18 protein-coding genes are annotated in these 18,465 nt (G+C 63.1%); 14 read left to right on the top strand and 4 right to left on the bottom strand.

Translation table 11 applies throughout. The features are described from left to right. The 5 genes from O7A61_RS24245 to O7A61_RS24225 all read left to right on the top strand — a co-directional run. Window positions 1-472 (top strand): FliM/FliN family flagellar motor switch protein (locus O7A61_RS24245; protein WP_337131944.1); only part of this gene is annotated, 472 nt, incomplete at its 5' end. A gap of 17 nt (window positions 473-489) precedes the next feature. After that, window positions 490-876 carry a flagellar motor switch protein FliN gene (fliN, locus tag O7A61_RS24240; RefSeq protein ID WP_027144741.1) on the top strand — a complete coding sequence of 129 codons (387 nt, stop codon included), beginning with the start codon at window positions 490-492 and terminating at the stop codon, window positions 874-876. Between the two features lie 43 nt (window positions 877-919). Further along, window positions 920-1,933 (top strand): flagellar motor switch protein FliG, encoded by a 1,014-nt coding sequence (locus O7A61_RS24235; protein ID WP_337131943.1) that lies wholly within the window; start codon window positions 920-922, stop codon window positions 1,931-1,933. 3 nt (window positions 1,934-1,936) lie between these two features. Next, window positions 1,937-3,019 carry a flagellar biosynthesis protein FlhB gene (gene flhB, locus O7A61_RS24230; RefSeq protein WP_027144739.1) on the top strand — a complete coding sequence of 361 codons (1,083 nt, stop codon included), beginning with the start codon at window positions 1,937-1,939 and terminating at the stop codon, window positions 3,017-3,019. Further along, window positions 3,016-3,450 (top strand): hypothetical protein, encoded by a 435-nt coding sequence (locus O7A61_RS24225; protein WP_027144738.1) that lies wholly within the window; start codon window positions 3,016-3,018, stop codon window positions 3,448-3,450. Before flhB ends, O7A61_RS24225 begins: the two co-directional genes overlap by 4 nt. A 24-nt stretch (window positions 3,451-3,474) precedes the next feature. Here the strand turns inward: O7A61_RS24225 and O7A61_RS24220 are convergent, their stop codons facing one another. Beyond that, complete coding sequence (locus O7A61_RS24220) at window positions 3,475-4,245, bottom strand: helix-turn-helix transcriptional regulator (protein ID WP_337131942.1); 771 nt, start codon at window positions 4,243-4,245, stop codon at window positions 3,475-3,477. Continuing rightward, entirely contained in the window at window positions 4,242-4,952 is a 711-nt protein-coding gene (locus tag O7A61_RS24215; RefSeq protein ID WP_027144736.1) for a helix-turn-helix transcriptional regulator, read from the bottom strand. The genes O7A61_RS24220 and O7A61_RS24215 overlap by 4 nt, the downstream gene beginning before the upstream one ends. A 505-nt stretch (window positions 4,953-5,457) precedes the next feature. Between O7A61_RS24215 and O7A61_RS24210 the strand changes: the two genes are divergently transcribed. After that, window positions 5,458-6,651, top strand: a complete 1,194-nt coding sequence (locus O7A61_RS24210; RefSeq protein WP_337131941.1) for a TMEM43 family protein — start codon at window positions 5,458-5,460, stop codon at window positions 6,649-6,651. A gap of 68 nt (window positions 6,652-6,719) precedes the next feature. On the opposite strand, the gene O7A61_RS24205 is transcribed toward O7A61_RS24210, so the two are convergent. Beyond that, entirely contained in the window at window positions 6,720-7,751 is a 1,032-nt protein-coding gene (locus O7A61_RS24205) for a histone deacetylase family protein (RefSeq protein WP_337131940.1), read from the bottom strand. 83 nt (window positions 7,752-7,834) lie between these two features. Then, window positions 7,835-8,488: a TetR/AcrR family transcriptional regulator gene (locus tag O7A61_RS24200; protein WP_027144733.1), complete on the bottom strand. Its 654-nt coding sequence runs from the start codon at window positions 8,486-8,488 to the stop codon at window positions 7,835-7,837. A 259-nt stretch (window positions 8,489-8,747) separates the two neighbouring features. On the opposite strand from O7A61_RS24200, the gene O7A61_RS24195 reads away from it, so the two are divergent. The 8 genes from O7A61_RS24195 to O7A61_RS24160 form a co-directional block, all read left to right on the top strand. Further along, a complete protein-coding gene (locus O7A61_RS24195; protein ID WP_337131939.1) occupies window positions 8,748-10,427 on the top strand; it encodes an amidohydrolase in 1,680 nt (559 codons plus the stop codon). 140 nt (window positions 10,428-10,567) lie between these two features. Then, on the top strand, window positions 10,568-11,662 hold the full coding sequence (locus O7A61_RS24190) for an ABC transporter ATP-binding protein (RefSeq protein WP_337131938.1): 1,095 nt from the start codon (window positions 10,568-10,570) through the stop codon (window positions 11,660-11,662). Further along, on the top strand, window positions 11,662-12,582 hold the full coding sequence (locus O7A61_RS24185; protein WP_337131937.1) for an ABC transporter permease: 921 nt from the start codon (window positions 11,662-11,664) through the stop codon (window positions 12,580-12,582). Before O7A61_RS24190 ends, O7A61_RS24185 begins: the two co-directional genes overlap by 1 nt. Beyond that, entirely contained in the window at window positions 12,575-13,375 is an 801-nt protein-coding gene (locus O7A61_RS24180; RefSeq protein ID WP_337131936.1) for an ABC transporter permease, read from the top strand. Before O7A61_RS24185 ends, O7A61_RS24180 begins: the two co-directional genes overlap by 8 nt. A 23-nt stretch (window positions 13,376-13,398) precedes the next feature. After that, complete coding sequence (locus tag O7A61_RS24175) at window positions 13,399-14,433, top strand: ABC transporter substrate-binding protein (RefSeq protein WP_337131935.1); 1,035 nt, start codon at window positions 13,399-13,401, stop codon at window positions 14,431-14,433. A 64-nt stretch (window positions 14,434-14,497) separates the two neighbouring features. After that, a complete protein-coding gene (locus O7A61_RS24170) occupies window positions 14,498-15,694 on the top strand; it encodes a serine hydrolase domain-containing protein (RefSeq protein ID WP_337131934.1) in 1,197 nt (398 codons plus the stop codon). 32 nt (window positions 15,695-15,726) lie between these two features. After that, complete coding sequence (locus O7A61_RS24165; protein ID WP_337131933.1) at window positions 15,727-16,908, top strand: serine hydrolase domain-containing protein; 1,182 nt, start codon at window positions 15,727-15,729, stop codon at window positions 16,906-16,908. Window positions 16,909-17,034: 126 nt separating this feature from the next. Beyond that, window positions 17,035-18,465, top strand: a 1,431-nt coding sequence (locus O7A61_RS24160; RefSeq protein ID WP_337131945.1) for a Tex-like N-terminal domain-containing protein, incomplete at its 3' end; no start/stop codon positions are given.

Here is an 18,465-nt window from a genome sequence, read left to right as displayed (position 1 = left end):
GGCCATGTCGGGCATCGAGGCCAGGCGACACGTGTTGCGCGACGGCGCCGCGATCCGCATCGTCCTCGGCATCTCGACGCCGGTCGACAGCGGCTCGATCACGGTGACGATGCCGCAGCGTATCGTGCTGGCCGGCCGCGACGGGACGGCAAGCGTCAGCGACGACGATCACAACACCAGCTGGCGGGCACGCTTTTCGGAAGAGGTGATGCGCTCGACCGTGGCGCTCGAAGCCACCATGCCGCTGGCACGGCTGACGCTCGGAGATCTCGCCAATCTCGAAGTAGGCCAGGTCATCGACTTCGAAGAAACGGCGCAATCGCGCGCCCGCCTCGGCGCGCGCGGCCAGACGCTGTTCGTATGCGAGTTCGGCAAACTGGGGCAGAATTACACCGTCCGAATCAGGCATCCTTTCGATGCCGGGCAGGACTTTATCGACGGGCTCATGCCGGCTGGTGCCGGGCGCGCCTGAGCTTTTGGAGACGACGCATGGCCAAGACCAAGGTAGAACCAGAGCTCGACCAGCCGGACGAGCAGCTCGATCGCGCCATCGAGGAATTGCGCGGGGTCCTGCACGAAGAAGAGCAACGCCCTGATGCGGCGTTCAGGGCCGCCGCTGCAGCCAATTCGAGCGTCATCATGAACATCCCAGTCGATGTCCAGATCATTCTCGGCAGCACCGAGATGGCGGTTGCCGATCTGATGGCGCTGCAGAAGGGGTCGACGGTCGCGCTCAACCGGCGCATCGGCGAACCGGTCGATGTGGTGGTGAACGGCCGCAAAATAGCGCGCGGCGAGATCACCGTGCTCGAAAGCGACCCTTCGCGCTTCGGCATCAGGCTGACCGAAATCATCGCCGGCACGAAGGGCGCCTAGACATGGCTGGCGGGGCTTGCCGATGGCAGCGGAGGCGAAAGGCATGACAACGCCGCTGACGACCCTGACGCGCGCACAGAAGGCGGCAGCCATACTGGTGGCGATGGGCAAGCCGTCCGCCAGCCGCCTGTTGAAATTCTTCAAGCAGGAAGAGCTGAAGGCGCTGATCGAGGGCGCCCGGCTGCTCAGGACCATTCCGCAAAGCGATCTCGAGCGCATCGTCGCCGAATTCGAGGCCGAGTTCACCGAGGGCGCGGGCCTGCTCGATTCCGCCGACAGGATGGACACCATCCTCAACGAGTCTCTCTCGCCCGAAGAGATGAACGCCATCATGGGCAACAAGAAGCCCGAGGCGGCACCCGAAGGGCCACCGCCGATCTGGCCCGATCTCGAAAAGCTGGAGCCCTCGCGGCTGGGCGCGTTCCTCGCGGGCGAACATCCGCAGACGGCGGCCATGGTGCTGTCGAAATTGGCGCCACAAGCGGCGGCGAGCGTGCTTTTGACGCTGACGAAGCCGATGCGCGGCGAAATCATCAAGCGCATGGTGACGATGGCCAATGTTCCGGCCGCCGCCACCAGGATCGTCGAGAACCGGCTGCGCGTCAGCGTGCTGTCGGACACCACGACCAAGGATACTTCGGCCGGGCAGGCGCGCGTCGCCAGCGTGCTCAACGAGCTGGAAAAGCCCCTGCTCGATGAGGTCATGCAGGATCTCGAAGCCGCCGGCACGCCCGACCTCGACGGTGTTCGGGCTCGGCTGTTCGCTTTCGACGATTTGCCGCTGCTCACCCAGAAGGCGCGCGTGCTTTTGTTCGACGGGCTGTCGACCGAGCTTGTCACGCTGGCGCTGCGCGGCACGTCGGCGGCACTGGCCGAAGCGGTGCTGTCGGCGATCGGCGCCCGCTCCCGGCGCATGATCGAGGCCGAACTCGGGCAAGGGTCGGAGGGTGTTCCCGCCGCCGACATCATGGCGGCGCGCAAGACGATCGTGACGACCACCATCCGACTGTCGCGCGAAGGCGCCTTCGAACTTCCCTCGACGCAGAACGCCGCCTAAGGCATGTCCGACGCCGTCGACAAGGACTCGAAAACCGAAGAGGCGACGGAAAAGAAGATCCGCGATACCATCGAGCAGGGCAAGTTGCCCCATTCGAGGGAGACCGCGATCCTGGCCTCCTTTGTCGCCATACTGGTGTTCACGGTCTTCTATGCCAAGGACGCGATCGTCGAGCTCGGCATGTTCCTGTCGATGTTCCTCGAGAAGCCCGAAGCCTGGCCGATGGACACCGAGACCGATGTCATCGCGCTCTACAAGCTCGTCATGCTGGAAGTGGGCCGCGCCGTACTCAGCCTGCTGGTGCTGCTCACCGTTGCCGGCATCGGCGCCTCGGTGCTGCAGAATATGCCGCAATTCGTCGGCGAGCGGATCAGGCCGCAGATGTCACGCATCTCGATCGTCAAGGGCTGGAACCGGATGTTCGGCGCCCAGGGCTGGGTCGAGTTCCTGAAGTCCCTCGCAAAAGTCGGCTTTGCCATCGCCGTGCTCACCTTCACGCTGTCGGAGGATCACCGCAAGCTGCTTGCGGGGATGATCACCAATCCGGTCGCTTTCGGCCTCGTCATCCGCGGCATCGCCGTCGACATACTGGTGGCGATCGTCTTCGTCATGGGACTGATCGCGGCGATCGACATCGTCTGGTCGCGCTTCCACTGGAAGCAGGACCTGCGCATGAGCAAGCAGGAGGTCAAGGACGAGTTCAAGCAGTCCGAGGGCGATCCGATCGTCAAGTCGCGGCTGCGCTCGCTGGCGCGAGACCGGGCGCGCAAGCGGATGATGACGGCGGTGCCGCGCGCGACGCTTGTAATCGCCAACCCGACCCACTTCTCGATCGCGCTGAAATATGTGCGCGACGAGGACTCGGCACCGCTCGTGGTGGCGAAGGGGCAGGATCTCGTGGCGCTGAAAATCCGCGAGATCGCCAAGGAGCATAACATCCCGATCTTCGAGGACGTGGCGCTCGCCCGCTCCATGTACAAGCAAGTTTCGGTCGATAATGTGATCCCGTCGCAATTCTACCAGGCCGTCGCCGAACTGGTGCGGATCGTCTACTCGAAAAAGGCTGAGCGCAGACAGATTTCATGAACCGCCAACCGCACGCAAAATCCCGCGAGATCATCGTCGCCAGCGCCATCGAGCAGGTGGTGGTGGAACTCAGGCTGATCGACGTCGCCGACTATATCGCCTTCATCCGGCTGGAGCATTTCGCCTGCCTGTCGGATCTGGTCGATTCAGCGGCGGAGCTGTTCTTCATGCCGGGTACGCTGCGGCTCGGCCATGGCGGCGAGGCGCATGTCGACTGGAGCGGCAGCCCACGCATCGTGCTCGACCTGGAGCTCAGGCCACCCGGCGTGACCGTCTATTTCCAACTGACGCTGAGCGAGACCGGCAACACGGTCGTGGTCAATTACGTGTCGTTCGAAAAACCGGGCGAAGACCCCCAGCACAATACGGCGCTGCTGGAGGCGGTGATCGAACAGGCTCGTATTCGCAAGGTCGAACCGCTGGCGTTTTAAAGCGCTTCGGTCAGCCGATAGCGGCTACTCGATAAGTCCCAGCCGCAGCGCCTTGGCGACCGCCTGGTTGCGGTTGACGGCGTTGAGCTTCTGGGTCGACTGGGTGAGGTACTGGTTGGCGGTGTGCACCGACAGTTTCAGGAGCCGCGCGATCTCCTCGCTGGTGTTGCCATTGGCGGTCAGCTTCAGGCATTCGAGCTCGCGCTTGGAGATCGACCGCATTCTGCCGACATCGCCCGGACGCATCCGCGCGACGGCGGCGAACAGCGAAAAGCAGCGAGCGTGGATTTCGTAGAGCGCATCCTGCGGCAGCGCGATCTCCGATCCCAGGAAGACGACAAGGCCGCATTGGCCGCGATCGGCATGGACGGGAAAGGCAATGCCGCTCGATCCGGGTGTCAGCGGCGCCATCTGTCCGGTCCAGGCCAGATTGCCGAACACGTCGGCCATGGCCGCCACGCCATCATCCGTCCACCAGCGCGGCTCGGTCGAAATCCGGCTGTGGCGAACGATCTCCTCGCCATTGGCGCCTGAAATGAATTTCGACGCCACCGCGACGCTGGGATAATCTGAATCAAAGCACGGGACCAGCCGGGCGCGCTCCGGCGACGGGCTGACGAAGAACAGGCCGAAGGCCGAGGCGTTGATGTCGACTGATATCCAGCGGCAGCGGCGCACCGCATCGGGAATGGTGACGGCGTGATGTGTTTCGGATCCCAGCGAGAAGGCGCCGAAAGGGCTGCGCTGCTCGTTGAAAAGGGCTTCCGCGGCGTCCTTGATCTCGGTGTGTTTCAAATGATGCCACTCCTGATCGCCGTGGCGATGGCCATCGCACGGTTGCTGGCCGCGAATTTCTGGATGGCGTGGGTGATGTAGCTGTTGACGGTGTTTGAGGAGACGCCGAGGATGACGGCCACCTCGTCGGTGGTCTTACCTTCCGAAACCCAGAACAGGCATTCGCGCTCACGGTCCGACAGCGGATCCTGCATGGCCGCGGCGGCGATCAACTGCGGAATGTGCGAGAGCGCGTAGCAGCATTTCAGTTGCGCCTTCATCAGTGCCGGCTGGTCGATCCGGCCGGCGGCCGCCGCCGAGAACAAGGCGAACAGGCGCTGACGGCCGACATTCAGCCGCAGTGAATAGATCTCGGCATGGCCGAGAACGTCGAGCAGCCGGGCCTCTTCACCCGAGACCAGCCCGTCGGCATCCGGCGCCTGGGCCGCCACCAGCGGTGTCGGACGGATGCCGGGTGCTGCGGTGAGCGGTCCCTGGGCGAGGCCGGCGATCAGCCGCTTCCCGATCAGCTCGATGGCGTCGAAGATCCAGTTCGAGGAGACGATACGCGCATCGTTGCGGTCCTGGTCATGGACGATGGCGACCAGCATGTAGCTGTCGGCGCCGATCTCGGCGGTCAGCTCCATGAAGAAGCTGGTGAGATCACCGCGCGACGTCAGGCGCGAGCCCAATGTGTCGGATTGAAGAGGCGCGGCGGGACTGCTCATCTGCTGCTTTTGGCCGGAATCGATGCTGATGTCCGGTTGCTGGAGAGCCAGCCGCCGAACCCGAAAACGCATTACTTTTACGAGACACACACGAGGCGCGGGGCCGCGCCCAACCAGACGGAATCCATTCAGGGAACGCGAAGACATCCGCGTCTGGCGCCGGAGAAGTCCGGAACGTGAGACTTTGGGTGGTCGCCGCGCCCCCCGAGGACCGGCTGATTCGGGTCTAATCTACCCGCAGATGAATCCGACATCAAACGCGATTTGACAAAATCGAATCTGGGGGACTCTGCTTGCGACTCAGGGGAGCTTTCGAAGCCATTGAGGGGCGAAAATACCGGGACTGTGCGCGTAGGCCATATCAGCGTCCGGCCCGTTGCGGTAGTTTCGCTCGTGCCGAAGGGGTGGGCACCCCCGGCAGTCGAGCGCAAGGTCGGCAGCGCGGAATGCGGTTGTCCGCTGCGACGCTACTCGGGTCTTGGCAAGGTTGGTTTCGGGGGAAACAATGAGCGATTCATTTCGGGAAGTTACTTCAATCTCGTGGTTCGGGCGGATCAAGCGCGCGGTCGGCGGGGTTATCTTCGGCCTGCTGTTGATCGTGCTGATGGTGATAGGGCTGTTCTGGAACGAAGGCCGTGCGGTGCAGACGGCGCGCTCGCTGGCCGAGGGCTCTGGTGCCGTGGTCTCGGTGGAGGCTGATAGTTCCGATGCCGCCAATGAAGGCAAACTGGTGCATGTCAGCGGGCCAGTGACGGCGGACAGCAGCTTGTCGGATCCGGATTTCGGCATCACGGCGCAAGGGCTGCGCCTGTCGCGCGGCGTCGAGATGTATCAGTGGAAGGAAGAGTCCAAATCGGAAACCACCAAGAAGTTTGGCGGCGGCGAGGAGACGGAGACGACCTACAGCTATTCGAAGGTGTGGGACGACAGCCAGATCGACTCGTCGGACTTCAAGAAGCCCGACGGCCATCAGAATCCGCCGATGGCGATCCACAGCCGTGCCTTTCAGATTCCACAGGGCAAGCTTGGCGCTTTCGATCTCGATACGCCGGTGCTGGATCGCATCGACGGCGACAAGGGTCTTTCGTTGTCGGCCAGCCAGTCAGCCGCGATCAAGACCGCCTACACCGGAACGAGGCCGCTCAGCATCGTCGATGGCAAGATCTATCTCGGCAGCGACAACACGACGCCTGCGCTAGGCGACTACCGTATCGGCTACGAGTTGGCGCCGCTCGGCGTGGTCAGCATCGTGGCGCGCCAGGCCGGCAGCCGATTCGAGCCCTACCAGACGCAGGCGGGCGATGCGCTGCTGATGGTCGACACCGGCTCGGTGCCGGCCGACAGGATGTTCGCCGAGGCGGTCAGCGCCAACACGCTGATTACCTGGCTGCTGCGCGTTGCCGGCCTTTTATTGCTGACCATCGGCTTTGCGCTGTTCCTCAGCCCGATCGGCGTGATCCTCGACGTGATCCCGTTCCTTGGCAGCATGGCGCGGATGGGAACCGGCATCATCGCCTTCTTCCTGGCGATCCTGGTCGGCGCCACGACAATCGCGATTGCCTGGTTCTGGTATCGGCCGGTTCTGGCAGCGGCCATCCTGGCGGTCGGCGTCGTCGCGGCGGCGGCGGTCTACTATCTCGGACGATCACGCAGGGCAGCCGCGCCAATGGCCGCGCCGAGCACCGGCATCGCAACGTAGCTTGCAAAAAGGGCGGCCACGCCGCCCTTTTACTGTCTGTCGTTGCTCGCCTGGATTTGCTGGCAGGCTTACCGATCCTCGAAGCCGGTCAGCACGCCGACGGCGTTGATGCCGATCTCCTCGACGGCATAGCCGCCTTCCTGGACGAACAGCGTCGGCAGGCCGAGTTTGGCGATGCGCCGGCCGATCTTCGGATAGTCGAGGCTTTTCAGCTTGAACTGGCTGATCGGGTCCTTCTCGAAGGTGTCGACGCCGAGCGAGACGACGACGATGTCGGGCGCGTATGCGGCGAGCCTGGCGCAGGCATCCTCGAGTGAGGCATTCCAGGCATCCCAACCGGTCCCGAAGGGCATGGGATAGTTGATGTTGAAACCTTCGCCCGCGCCCGCGCCGCGCTCATCGGAATGGCCGAGGAAGAAGGGGTACTCGACCATCGGATCGCCGTGCAGGTTGAGAACCTGCACGTCGGCGCGATCATAGAATATCTCCTGCGTGCCATTGCCGTGGTGATAATCGACGTCGAGGATCGAGACACGTTTGGCACCCTGGTCACGAAACCATTGCGCGGCGACCGCAGCGTTGTTGATGTAGCAATAGCCGCCCATGAAGCCGGCGCCGGCATGGTGGCCGGGCGGACGGCAGAGCGCGAAGGCCGATCTCTCGCCGTCCTTGACCAGGCCGGCTGCGGTCAGCGCCACGTCAAAAGACGATTTGATCGCGGTCCAGGTGCCCTCGACGAAGGTGGCGCCGCCGTCGAAGGAATAGTAGCCGAGCAGGGCATCGATGCGCTTGGGCGGCACGTCGCCGCGCAGGCCGCGCGTCGGCCAGGTGAAGGGCATGGCCGAGCCCGTGAAGCCGGATTCCACCCATTGCGGCCAGACGGTCGGCAGGAAGTCGATGTAGTCGGCCCTGTGGACGCGCTTGGCGGCGGCAAGGTCGTGCTCGACCGGCGCTATGATCGGACCGAGCTTCTCGCTTTCGACCCGCGCCTTGATGAACTCCGCGCGCGAGGGCTTTTCAAAGCCGGGCACGATGGCTGAGGTAACCAGTTCCATTTGGCCGGCATGACCGGCGTGAAGCGGCGAATAGACAGTCTTCATGAAGTTCCTCTCAAAGTGCGCAACTAAGCCAATTCCAGGACAAGTTTGAAGCGGTTTTCCGTCCGGAATTGGGTTGAAACCGGTCAGCCAAGATTGAGATAGGGGCTCAGCAGAGCGAGCCACATGGTTTCGACATCGTCCTCGATGAGGTCGAATGTCCTGCGGTCCTTCTTCAGCCCCACGAGCCGGCAGGCATGCCCGACCTCCATCATCACCACGCCGAGCCGGCTTGCGATCTTGCCTTCGAGTGCCGGGTTCACATGCTGCAACCATGCGGCATAGAGGGCGATGATCTGGTCGTCATATTCGTTCTGGATCGGCCGCAGGTCCGCATTGCCCGAGATGGCCTCGATCACCGGCATCAGGGTGGCGTTTTCGAGATAGAGCTTCGATGTGTCGATGAAGAGCTTGCGAACTTCGCGCCGGAACTCTTCGCGGTTGGTGGGCGGGGCGACCTTGATGCGCCTCGCGATCACCTCGGGAAAGGATGACAGCCAGCGCCGGGCGAGATCCAGAAGAATGGCTTCCTTGTTGGGAAAGTACTGGTAGATCGAACCGACCGACAGCCCCGCACGCTGCGCGATGGCGAGCGTCGTCGGCGTCTTGGTTCCTTGCTCCCGCGTCAGGATCAGCGCCGCGTCGAGAATCCTGTCGACCACCTTGCTGGACCGTTGTTGCCGCGGCTGCTTGCGCGGCTCGAGCGCTATCCTGGTTTTGCGGTCGAGACTGCGCTTCACTGCTTGATGCCCTCGTTCCCGCCTGGTCCCAACACAAGCGAAGCGCTTCTGTCCACAATACATTCTAAATCCGGCATGTTGACAAACGCGAATAATCAGTCGCATTCTTTATCCACGCTGTCTCTAGGGATAACAAGGGGAATTTCGAAGACAGCGCACTGGCATCATTCGTTGTCCGATAGCGCCGCGCCGTGGTGTGCAGGTCGTTGGACGCGAGCTTTGCCGGTCTCGGTCAGTCGTCAAAAAACGCGGAGTCGCGATGTCGGTCACGGGTGCGGGTGATAGTGCGGATCTGATTGTCGTCAACGGTCGTGTGCTGACCATGGACGGTGACAATCCCGCCGCCGAGGCCGTTGCCGTCAAGGACGGCGCCATCATCGCCATTGGCAGCAGCACCTCCATCGAAGAGTTCAAGGGATCGGGTACCAGGGTCATCGACGCCAAGGGCGGTTCGGTCCTGCCCGGCTTCATCGAAGCCCACATGCATCTGTTTTCGGGCGCCGCCGAGCTTGCCCATCTGCAACTGGCCGGCGTGCATGGGTTCGAGGCGCTGCAGAAGGCGATCCGCGACTATGCAGCGACGCACCCCGACGCGCGGATGCTGGTCGGGCAGAGCGTCGACTACACCGTGCTCGACGACGAGCGGGTGACGCGTCATCATCTCGATGCGATCCTGCCGGACCGGCCCTTTGTCATGGCCGCGCCAGATCATCATACGATGTGGGCCAACACCAAGGCTCTTGAAATGGCCGGCATCCTCAATGGACGCACGCTTGGTCCGGGCAATGAGATTGTCATGGGCGACGACGGCCTGGCAGCGGGTGAACTGCGCGAGGGCGAGGCCTTCGGCCCGGTTCTCGACCTTGCCGGCGAAGGCCGCGTGCGGCTGGGCCTGGCGACCGGCGGCGAGCCCGACCCGACGCCTTCGGCCGCCGAACGCGCCGCCGACCGCGATATCATGCGGCGCGGGCTTGCCTGGTGCGCGCGCCACGGCATCACCTCGATCCAGAACATGGACGGCAATCTCTACCAGCTCGAACTGCTGGCCGAGATCGAGGCCGGGGAAGGCCTGCCCTGCCGCGTGCAGATCCCTTTCCACTACAAGAATTTCATGACGCTCGACATGCTCCACAAGGCATCCGTGATGGCCGAGCGCTATAACAGCGAGTGGCTGTCATCGGGCATGGTCAAGGTGTTCTACGACGGAGTGCTCGATTCCTGGACGGCTGTCATGGTCGAACCCTATGCCGATCGGCCCGACTGGGTCGGCGAGCCGCTGTTCACGCAGCAGCAGTTCATCGATCTGGCTGTCGCCGTCGACAGGCGCGGGCTGCAGATCGCGGTGCATTCGATCGGTGACGGCGCGGTGCGTGCCGTGCTCGACGGCTACGAGGCAGCGCAAAAAGCCAATGGCAAGCGTGACAGCCGGCATCGCGTCGAGCATATCGAGGTCACCACCACCGCGGATGTGCCGCGTTTTGCGGAACTCGGCGTCATCGCTTCCATGCAACCGCCGCATCCGCCCGGCGCCATGGATTTTCCGCTGGAGCCGACCGTGTCGCGCATCGGCCCGGCCCGCTGGCCGCTGAGCTATGCCTGGCGGACCTTGAAGAACGCCGGCGCCCACGTCGTGTTCGCCTCGGACTGGCCGGTGTCGCCGATCGACCCGATCCTGGGCATCCAGGCGGCAGTGCTGCGCAAACCTTGGGCAGAAAGCGACCCGGACCAGCGCTTCTCGCTGCATGAATCGATCGCAGCTTACACGGTCGAGGGCGCCTATGCCGAATTCGCCGAGCACCGCAAAGGCATGCTGAAATCAGGCTATATGGCGGATCTGGTGGTGCTGTCGGCCGATATCGAGAAGACGGCGCCGGCCGATCTGCACAAGCTGCGGCCGGTGACGACGATCTGCGGCGGCAAGATCACCTATCAGGCCTGATAATGGTATGAGGCTTGCTGGCTAAAAGACTGACTGAACTGTGATTCAATGCCGGGCTTGCCAACCTACCGGCCGTGTGGTCACATCCAACAGGGGAAAAGCTCCGCCAGCAAGAGCGGGGTCAACAGTGAGGCGTAATCGTGCCGGACAAACCGGATCGGAATGCGATTGAGGTAGTAAACGTCAGCAAAATTTTCGGATCGGGTGAGGGGCAGGTCGCTGCCCTCGACAAGGTTTCGGTGTCCATCCGCGAGAATGAGTTCTTCACGCTGCTGGGACCATCCGGCTGCGGCAAGACCACCTTGCTGCGGCTGATCGCCGGCTTCGACTTTCCAACCGCCGGCGAGATCCTGCTCTACGGCCAGGACATCGCGCCATTGCCGCCCTTCAAGCGGCCGGTCAACACGGTCTTCCAGTCCTACGCGCTGTTCCCGCACATGACGGTCGCCGACAATATCGGCTTTGGCCTGGAAATGCTGGGCAAGCCGAAGGCCGAGATCAAGGCGCGCGTCGCCGAGATGCTGAAGCTGGTCAAGATGGAAGCGCTGGCCGGCCGCCGCACCGGTCAGATTTCCGGTGGCCAGCAGCAGCGCGTGGCGCTGGCAAGGGCGTTGGCGCCGCAGCCGAAAGTGCTGTTGCTCGACGAACCGCTCTCGGCGCTCGACTACAAGCTGCGCAAGGAGATGCAGATCGAGTTGAAGCGGCTGCAGAACGAAACCGGCATCACCTTCATCTTCGTCACTCATGACCAGGAAGAAGCGCTGACGATGTCGGACCGCATCGCGGTGATGTCGTCGGGCAAGATCCTTCAGGTCGGCTCGCCCTGGGACATCTACGACAAGCCGGCGGAACGCTTCGTGGCCGACTTCATCGGCGAAACCAATTTCCTCACCGCCGCCATTTCAGGCGCCGGCAATGGCAAAGCGCGCGCGACACTCAAATCCGGTGCGGTCATCGATGCCACCGTCGCCGAAGGCTTCCAGCCGAAGGAAAACGCCACCGTGGTGGTGAGGCCCGAGCATGCCAAGTTGTCGAAGGACAAGGGCGACCTGTCGGGCACGGTTGAGAACATCGTCTATTTCGGCACCGACACGCATATCCATGTCCATCTCGACATCGGCGAGGCCTTCACCGTGCGCCAGCAGAACACGCGCAGCGCCGGCTGCGGTTTCGAGCGCGGTGACAAGGTTGGCATCATGATCGGCAACGACGCCGCGCAAGTGCTGAGGGACTGATGGCGACCGCGGAAGAAGTCGCCAAGGCAGCGGAACGGCGCGATGTCCGTGACCGCTGGCTTCTGTCAGCGCCGGCGCTGCTGGTCATTCTGTTTGCCGCGACCGGCCCGCTGCTGATCGTGCTGGTCTATTCGTTCCTCACCCCCGGCGCCTATGGCGACGTGAAATGGCAGTTCTCATCCGACGCCTGGACATCGGTCTTCCTGGAACGCGATATTTTCGACGACACGCTGTCGCTCGCTGCGGCGCATGTCACCATCGTCTGGCGCTCGATCAAGCTTGCGGTGGTGACGACGCTCGCCACCTTGGCGCTCGGTTTCCCGACGGCCTATTTCATGGCGACGCGCAGCGAAAAGACCAGGGATCTCTGGCTGTTCCTGATCACCATCCCGTTCTGGACGAACCTTTTGATCCGCACCTTCGCCGTGCTGCAGATCATCCGCAACGAAGGCATCGTCAACACGATCCTGCTCAAGCTCGGCATCGTCTCGGCGCCGGTCCAGATGCTCTACACCGACACGGCGATCCTGATCGGCATGGCCTATGTCTACCTGCCGCTGATGGTGTTGCCGATCTATGCCAGCATGGAGAAGCTCGACTTCCGGCTGGTCGAGGCTGGCTATGACCTTTACGCGACACGCTTCAAGGTGCTGCGGAAGATCATTTTCCCGCTGGTCAAACCCGGCGTCATCGCCGGCTCGATCCTGGTCTTCATTCCGGCATTGGGCGCTTACGTGACGCCGAGCGTGCTTGGCGGCGGCAAGAACATGATGCTGTCCAACCTGATCGAATTGCAGTTCGGACAGGGCCGCAACTGGCCGCTGGGCTCGGCGCTGTCGATCACGGTGATGATCATCGTCATGGTGGCGCTGCTTGCCTACGTGCGCAATGCCGGCAAGTCGGGGGTGCGGCATGGCTAAGAACTTTTCCATCAAGCATCAGACCGGCTTCACAGCGATCGCGGCGACCTGCTTTGTCATCCTCTATCTGCCCATCATCGTGCTGGTCATCTACGCCTTCAACGCGGCGAGCTCGACATCCGAATGGGGTGGCTTTTCGCTGAAATGGTTCCAGTCGGCATACCAGAACACGCAGGTCATCGACGCGACGCTGCGTTCGTTCCAGATCGGCTCCATCGCGGCGGTGCTGTCGACCATCTTCGCCACCATGGCCGCGCTCGCCACCACACGCACGGAGTCCTATCCCGGCCTCACCTTCAAATATGCGGCGATCAACCAGCCGCTGATGGTGCCCGAGATCGTTACCGGCGTGGCGCTGCTGATCTTCTTCTCGCGCATCAAGATCTTCACCGGCTATTCCGGCATCGGCTACCTGGTCGCCGCGCATACGGCCTTCTGCATTCCCTTTGCCTACCTGCCGATCCGGGCGCGGCTGGAGAATATGGACCTGACGCTGGAACGCGCCGCGGCCGACCTCTACGCCACGCAGTGGAAAACCTTCCGCCGCATCACGCTGCCGCTTTTGTGGCCTGGTATCCTGGCCGGACTGATGCTGGCCTTCGTCATCTCGCTCGATGACGTCGTCATCACCGAGTTCGTCAAATCGGGCGGCCAGGACACGCTGCCCACCTATATGCTCGGCCAGATCCGCCGCGGCATAACGCCCGAGATCAACGCGATATCGACCGCCTTCCTGCTGCTTTCGGTCGCGATCGTCACGTTGTTTTTCTTCGTCAGCAGGAAACGAGACTGAAACCGATAATGGGAGTTAAAACCATGAACTGGAAGACAACAGCGAGCGCCATGGGGTTGGCGCTGCTCGCTTCGACGGGCATCGCCCGCGCCGATGGCGAACTGAACATCTACAATTGGGGCAACTATACCAGCCCCGACGTAATCAAGAAGTTCGAGGCCAAATACAACATCAAGGTGACCATCACCGACTACGATTCCAACGACACCGCGCTGGCCAAGGTCCGCCAGGGCGGTACCGGCTTCGATATCGCGGTGCCATCGCAGACCTACGTGCCGATCTGGATCAAGGAAGGCCTCGTCCAGGAAACCGACCCGGGCAAGATGGAGAACTTCAAGAACGTTGCGCCCGAATGGGCCAATCCCGACTTCGACCCGGGCCGCAAATACACTGTTCCGTGGGCGTTGGGCACCGTCGGTGTCGTCGTCAACACCGACGTCTACAAGGGACCGGCCGACAGCTGGGGCATCATCTTTAACACGCCGGACGAGCTCAAGGGCAAGGTCAACGTCGTTCCCGAGATGAATGACGTCATCTTCGCGGCGATCAAATATGTCGGCGGTCAGCAATGCACCGACGACAAGGCGGTTCTGAAGAAGGTGCGCGATACGCTTGTCGCGGCCAAGCCGAACTGGATCGCGATGGAGTACAACACCATCGAAAAGATGGGCGCCGGCGACTTCAAGGCAACCAGCGACTGGAACGGTTCGGCCCTGCGTCAACGCCTGGCCAATCCGGCTATCCACTACAATTATCCGAAGGAAGGCTATGGCCTGTGGAGCGATAATGTGGTCGTTCTCAAGGAGGCCAAGAACGTCGAGAACGCCAAGCTGTTCCAGAACTTCATCATGGATCCTGAAAACGCGGCGGGCCTCTCGGCCTTCCACCGTTACGCCAACGCCATTACCGGTTCGGACAAGTACATGCCGGCCGACATGAAGGACGCGCCGGAAGTCGTCATTCCGGCCGCCGCCAAGCCACAGGGCGAATTCCAGAAAATGTGCGCACCGGAAATCCAGGACATCTACACCAAGATCTGGACCGAACTGCAGAAATAGTCACAGACACAAGGACCCGGCGGCACATGCCGCCGGGTCTTTTCTTTTCCGGGAATGGCCTTTCATGGACTCCTATCGCAACAGCGATCCGCGGCCGCCGATCATGCAGGGTTCGCCGCCCGCCATGGCGCCCCCCAAGCTCGACTGGGACAGGCCGCCCTGGAACCGCTGGGCTTTCCAGCACATCAGGGAAATTCTGCCGACCGCCGAAGTATGGCGCGGCAATGGCCATAGGCATCGTCTCGAACGGGCCGAGGTCGATCTCGACGCGCTGGCTGTCGAGGACAGCGAGGGCAGGCCTTCGACGCTCGCCGGCTTGCTCGACGAGACCTATACGGACGGCTTCCTGGTGCTCAAGGACGGCAGGATAGCCTATGAGCGCTACTTCAACGGTATGGACGAGCGCACGCTGCATTTGTCGCAGTCGATGGCGAAGTCCGTCACCGGCTCGGTATTCGGCATATTGGCCGGGCGGGGCCTGATCGATCCGGCGAAGCCGGTGACGGACTACCTGCCGGAACTGAGCGCGACCGGCTGGGCCGGCGCCAGCGTCCAGCACGTGCTCGACATGACCACCGGCGTACGGTTCTCAGAGGAATACACCGACCGCTATTCCGACATCGGCCAGGTCGATGTCGCGACCGGCTGGAAGCCGCTGCCGCCGGGCAGCGATCCGGATTTCCGCTGGCCCTCGCACATGTTCGAGCTGATCCTGGGCTTGAAAGAGACAGTGCGCCCGCATGGGGCTGCGTTCGAATATCGCTCGATCGAGACGGATGTGCTCGCCTTCATCATGGAACGGGTGACGGGCAAGCGGCTGGCGCAACTGGTTTCCGAAGAACTCTGGCAAAAGCTCGGCGCCGACGAAAGCGCCTGCTTCACCGTCGACAGCGCCGGCTATGCGCTGGCCGATGGCGGCTTCAACGCGACGCTGCGCGACTACGCCCGCTTTGGCCAACTGATCCTCGACAATGGCGGCGGCATCGTGCCGGCCGACTGGATCGAGGCGACGCGCACTGGCAAGCATGGTCCGGATTTCTCCGCCAGCCTGCCCGAGGGCAGCTACCGCAACCAGTTCTGGATCGAGGATCCCAGCTCGCGCGCACTGATGTGCCGGGGCGTGTTCGGACAGTTGATCCATATCGACTGGAACACAGGAATGGTGGTGGTGAAGCTGTCAACCTACCCGGATTTCAGCAACATGGCCTATTCCGTGGCAACGCTGAAGGCCGTGCACGCCATCGCAGCGGCGCTTAGCTGAGCTTCAAGAACAATGGACTGGTAGGAAACGCGATGGCCGGCAAGACCGCGTTCGAGACACAATACGGATTCGGCCGTAACGAGGTGCTGCTCGCCAACTGGCGCGTGGCCCCGTTCAACCGGTGGTCATTCCAGAACCTCGGCGAACTGGTGCCGACGGCACGCGTGGCAGCGGCGCCGGGCGTCATCGAGGCTCCTGTGCGGGACTTGGGCGGCTTGCTGGGGGAAAAGGTCACGGTCGCGAGCGCGCCGGAGACGGTGGCCGAGTTTCTCGTTCGCTCCAGCACCGACGCATTGACGGTGATGAAAGGCGGCCAGATCTTAGGCGAGTGGTTCGCGCCGCATATGGAGTTCGGCGCGCGCCACATCATCTTCTCGATCAGCAAGTCGATGACGGCGATCATCGCCGGCATACTGGAAGGCGAGGGGGTGTTCGACCCTGAAGCGCCGGTGACGCAATACATCCCCGAAGCCGCCGGCTCGGCCTATGGCGATGCGAGCGCACGGAATGTGCTCGACATGAGCGTCAGCCTCGATTTCGAGGAGGCCTATCTCGATCCGGAAAGCGCCTTTGCCCGCTATCGCCGCGCGACGCTGTGGAACCCCGGCGGCGGCACCGAAAGCCTGCGCGAATTCATCCTGACCCTGCAGCGGCTTGCCGAGCCGCATGGCCAGACCTTCCGCTACCGTTCGCCGAATTCCGACCTGCTCGGCCTTCTCTTGGAACGCGCTTCAGGGCAGCGCTTCTGCGACTTGATGCGTGAGAAACTGTGGCTGCCGCTTGGGGCCGTCAGTGAGGCCTCCGTCGGTGTCGACATGGAAGGCACGGCACGTACCGCAGGCGGCATTTCGGTGACGCCGCGTGACCTGGCGCGCATCGGCGAGATGATGCGGCAAGGCGGCAAGGCCAATGGCCGCCGCATCGTGCCCGAGGCCTGGGTGCGCGACACCACCAGCACCGGCGGCAGCTCAGAAGCCTGGCAGCGCGGTGCCATGCTGCCGCTGTTCCCGAAAGGCCGTTACCGCAACAAATGGTATCAGACTGGTTTGGAAAATGGCGCCTATTGCGGCATCGGCATCCATGGCCAGTGGCTCTACGTCGATCCTAGGACCGAAGTGGTCATCGCCAAGATGTCGTCGCAGCCGGAGCCGGTCGACGATGCACTGGACCTCGAAATCGTTGCCTTTTTCGAAGTGCTGAGCCGCATGGTCTGACCAGACCGGACAATCCAATCGTCCGCGCTTTCCTGTGGACCTCCGCCGCCGTTGAAAACGCGATGGTTGGCGGACCTGATGTCTGCGCCTATGGTCGCCGCTCTTTTCGACGAGAGTGGGAACGACATGGCATCCGACATCAAGCGCATCGCAGCCATCATCGCAGCCGAAATCAAGGCGCGGCCCGAACAGGCGGCCGCGGCGATCGGACTGCTCGATGAGGGGGCGACGGTGCCGTTCGTGGCACGCTACCGCAAGGAGGTGACCGGCGGGCTGGACGACACGCAGCTGCGCGACCTTGCCGAGCGTCTCGTCTATCTGCGCGAACTCGACGCCCGCCGCGGCACCATCCTGGGTTCGATCCGCGAGCAGGGCAAGCTTACGCCAGACCTCGAAGCGAAGATCGGGGCGGTGGCCACCAAGGCGGAACTCGAAGACATCTACCTACCCTACAAGCCGAAGCGCCGCACCAAGGCCGAGATCGCTAGGGAGCGCGGGCTGGGGCCGCTCGCCGAAGCCATTCTCAACGACCGCTCCCTGGTGCCAGCGGAAGTCGCGCTCGCCTATGTCACCGAAGAGGTGGCCGACACCAAGGCGGCGCTCGATGGCGCGCGCGACATCCTGTCGGAGCAGTTCTCCGAAAATGCCGATCTGGTCGGCAAGCTGCGCGGCTACATGAAGGAGCGCGCCTTCCTGCGCGCCAGGGTGGTCGACGGCAAGCAGGAGGCCGGCGCGAAATTCTCGGACTATTTCAACCATGTCGAGCGTTGGTCCACGGCGCCAAGCCACCGCGCGCTGGCCATGCTGCGCGGCCGCAATGAAGAGGTGCTGTCGCTCGATATCGAGGTCGACGCCGACGATGTCTCACCGGTGAAGCCGGTCGAGCGGATGATCGCCAATGCCTACGCCATCGGCGCCAGCCTGCCGGGCGACCTCTGGCTGATGGAGGTCGCCGGCTGGACCTGGCGGATAAAACTGTCGTTGCACCTGACACTCGATCTGATGCGCGATCTGCGCGAGCGGGCCGAGGAAGAGGCGATCCATGTCTTTGCCCGCAACCTGAAGGATTTGCTGCTGGCGGCTCCCGCCGGCTCGCGGCCGACGATGGGGCTCGATCCCGGCATCCGCACCGGCGTCAAGGTTGCGGTGGTCGACGGCACCGGCAAGCTGCTGGCGACGACGACGGTCTATCCGTTCCCGCCGCGGAGCGATGTGCGTGGTACGCAGGCCGAGCTTGCCGCGCTGATCCGCCAGCACAAGGTCGAGTTGATCTCGATCGGCAACGGCACCGGCAGCCGCGAAACAGAGAAGCTGGTGGCGGACATGCTGTCGGACATGCCAGCGGGGCCAGGCCCGAAGCCGCTCAAGGTTATCGTCAGCGAGGCGGGTGCCTCGGTCTATTCGGCCTCGGCGACGGCGGCGGCCGAATTTCCCGGCCTCGACGTGTCGCTGCGCGGCGCGGTGTCGATCGCGCGGCGCCTGCAGGATCCGCTGGCTGAGCTGGTCAAGATCGAGCCGAAATCCATCGGTGTCGGCCAGTATCAGCACGATGTCGAC

It is taken from the genome of Mesorhizobium sp. Cs1321R2N1, from assembly GCF_037179725.1.
Lineage (GTDB): Bacteria > Pseudomonadota > Alphaproteobacteria > Rhizobiales > Rhizobiaceae > Mesorhizobium > Mesorhizobium salmacidum.
This window is presented reverse-complemented; position numbering and strand designations above follow the sequence as displayed.

Bases quoted from the DNA above. Each gene is read 5' to 3' on its own strand.
- fliN (WP_027144741.1), top strand. From the start codon at position 490: ATGGCCAAGACCAAGGTAGAACCAGAGCTCGACCAGCCGGACGAGCAG.
- O7A61_RS24235 (WP_337131943.1), top strand. From the start codon at position 920: ATGACAACGCCGCTGACGACCCTGACGCGCGCACAGAAGGCGGCAGCC.
- flhB (WP_027144739.1), top strand. From the start codon at position 1,937: ATGTCCGACGCCGTCGACAAGGACTCGAAAACCGAAGAGGCGACGGAA.
- O7A61_RS24225 (WP_027144738.1), top strand. From the start codon at position 3,016: ATGAACCGCCAACCGCACGCAAAATCCCGCGAGATCATCGTCGCCAGC.
- O7A61_RS24215 (WP_027144736.1), bottom strand. From the start codon at position 4,952: ATGAGCAGTCCCGCCGCGCCTCTTCAATCCGACACATTGGGCTCGCGC.
- O7A61_RS24210 (WP_337131941.1), top strand. From the start codon at position 5,458: ATGAGCGATTCATTTCGGGAAGTTACTTCAATCTCGTGGTTCGGGCGG.
- O7A61_RS24205 (WP_337131940.1), bottom strand. From the start codon at position 7,751: ATGAAGACTGTCTATTCGCCGCTTCACGCCGGTCATGCCGGCCAAATG.
- O7A61_RS24195 (WP_337131939.1), top strand. From the start codon at position 8,748: ATGTCGGTCACGGGTGCGGGTGATAGTGCGGATCTGATTGTCGTCAAC.
- O7A61_RS24185 (WP_337131937.1), top strand. From the start codon at position 11,662: ATGGCGACCGCGGAAGAAGTCGCCAAGGCAGCGGAACGGCGCGATGTC.
- O7A61_RS24180 (WP_337131936.1), top strand. From the start codon at position 12,575: ATGGCTAAGAACTTTTCCATCAAGCATCAGACCGGCTTCACAGCGATC.
- O7A61_RS24175 (WP_337131935.1), top strand. From the start codon at position 13,399: ATGAACTGGAAGACAACAGCGAGCGCCATGGGGTTGGCGCTGCTCGCT.
- O7A61_RS24170 (WP_337131934.1), top strand. From the start codon at position 14,498: ATGGACTCCTATCGCAACAGCGATCCGCGGCCGCCGATCATGCAGGGT.
- O7A61_RS24165 (WP_337131933.1), top strand. From the start codon at position 15,727: ATGGCCGGCAAGACCGCGTTCGAGACACAATACGGATTCGGCCGTAAC.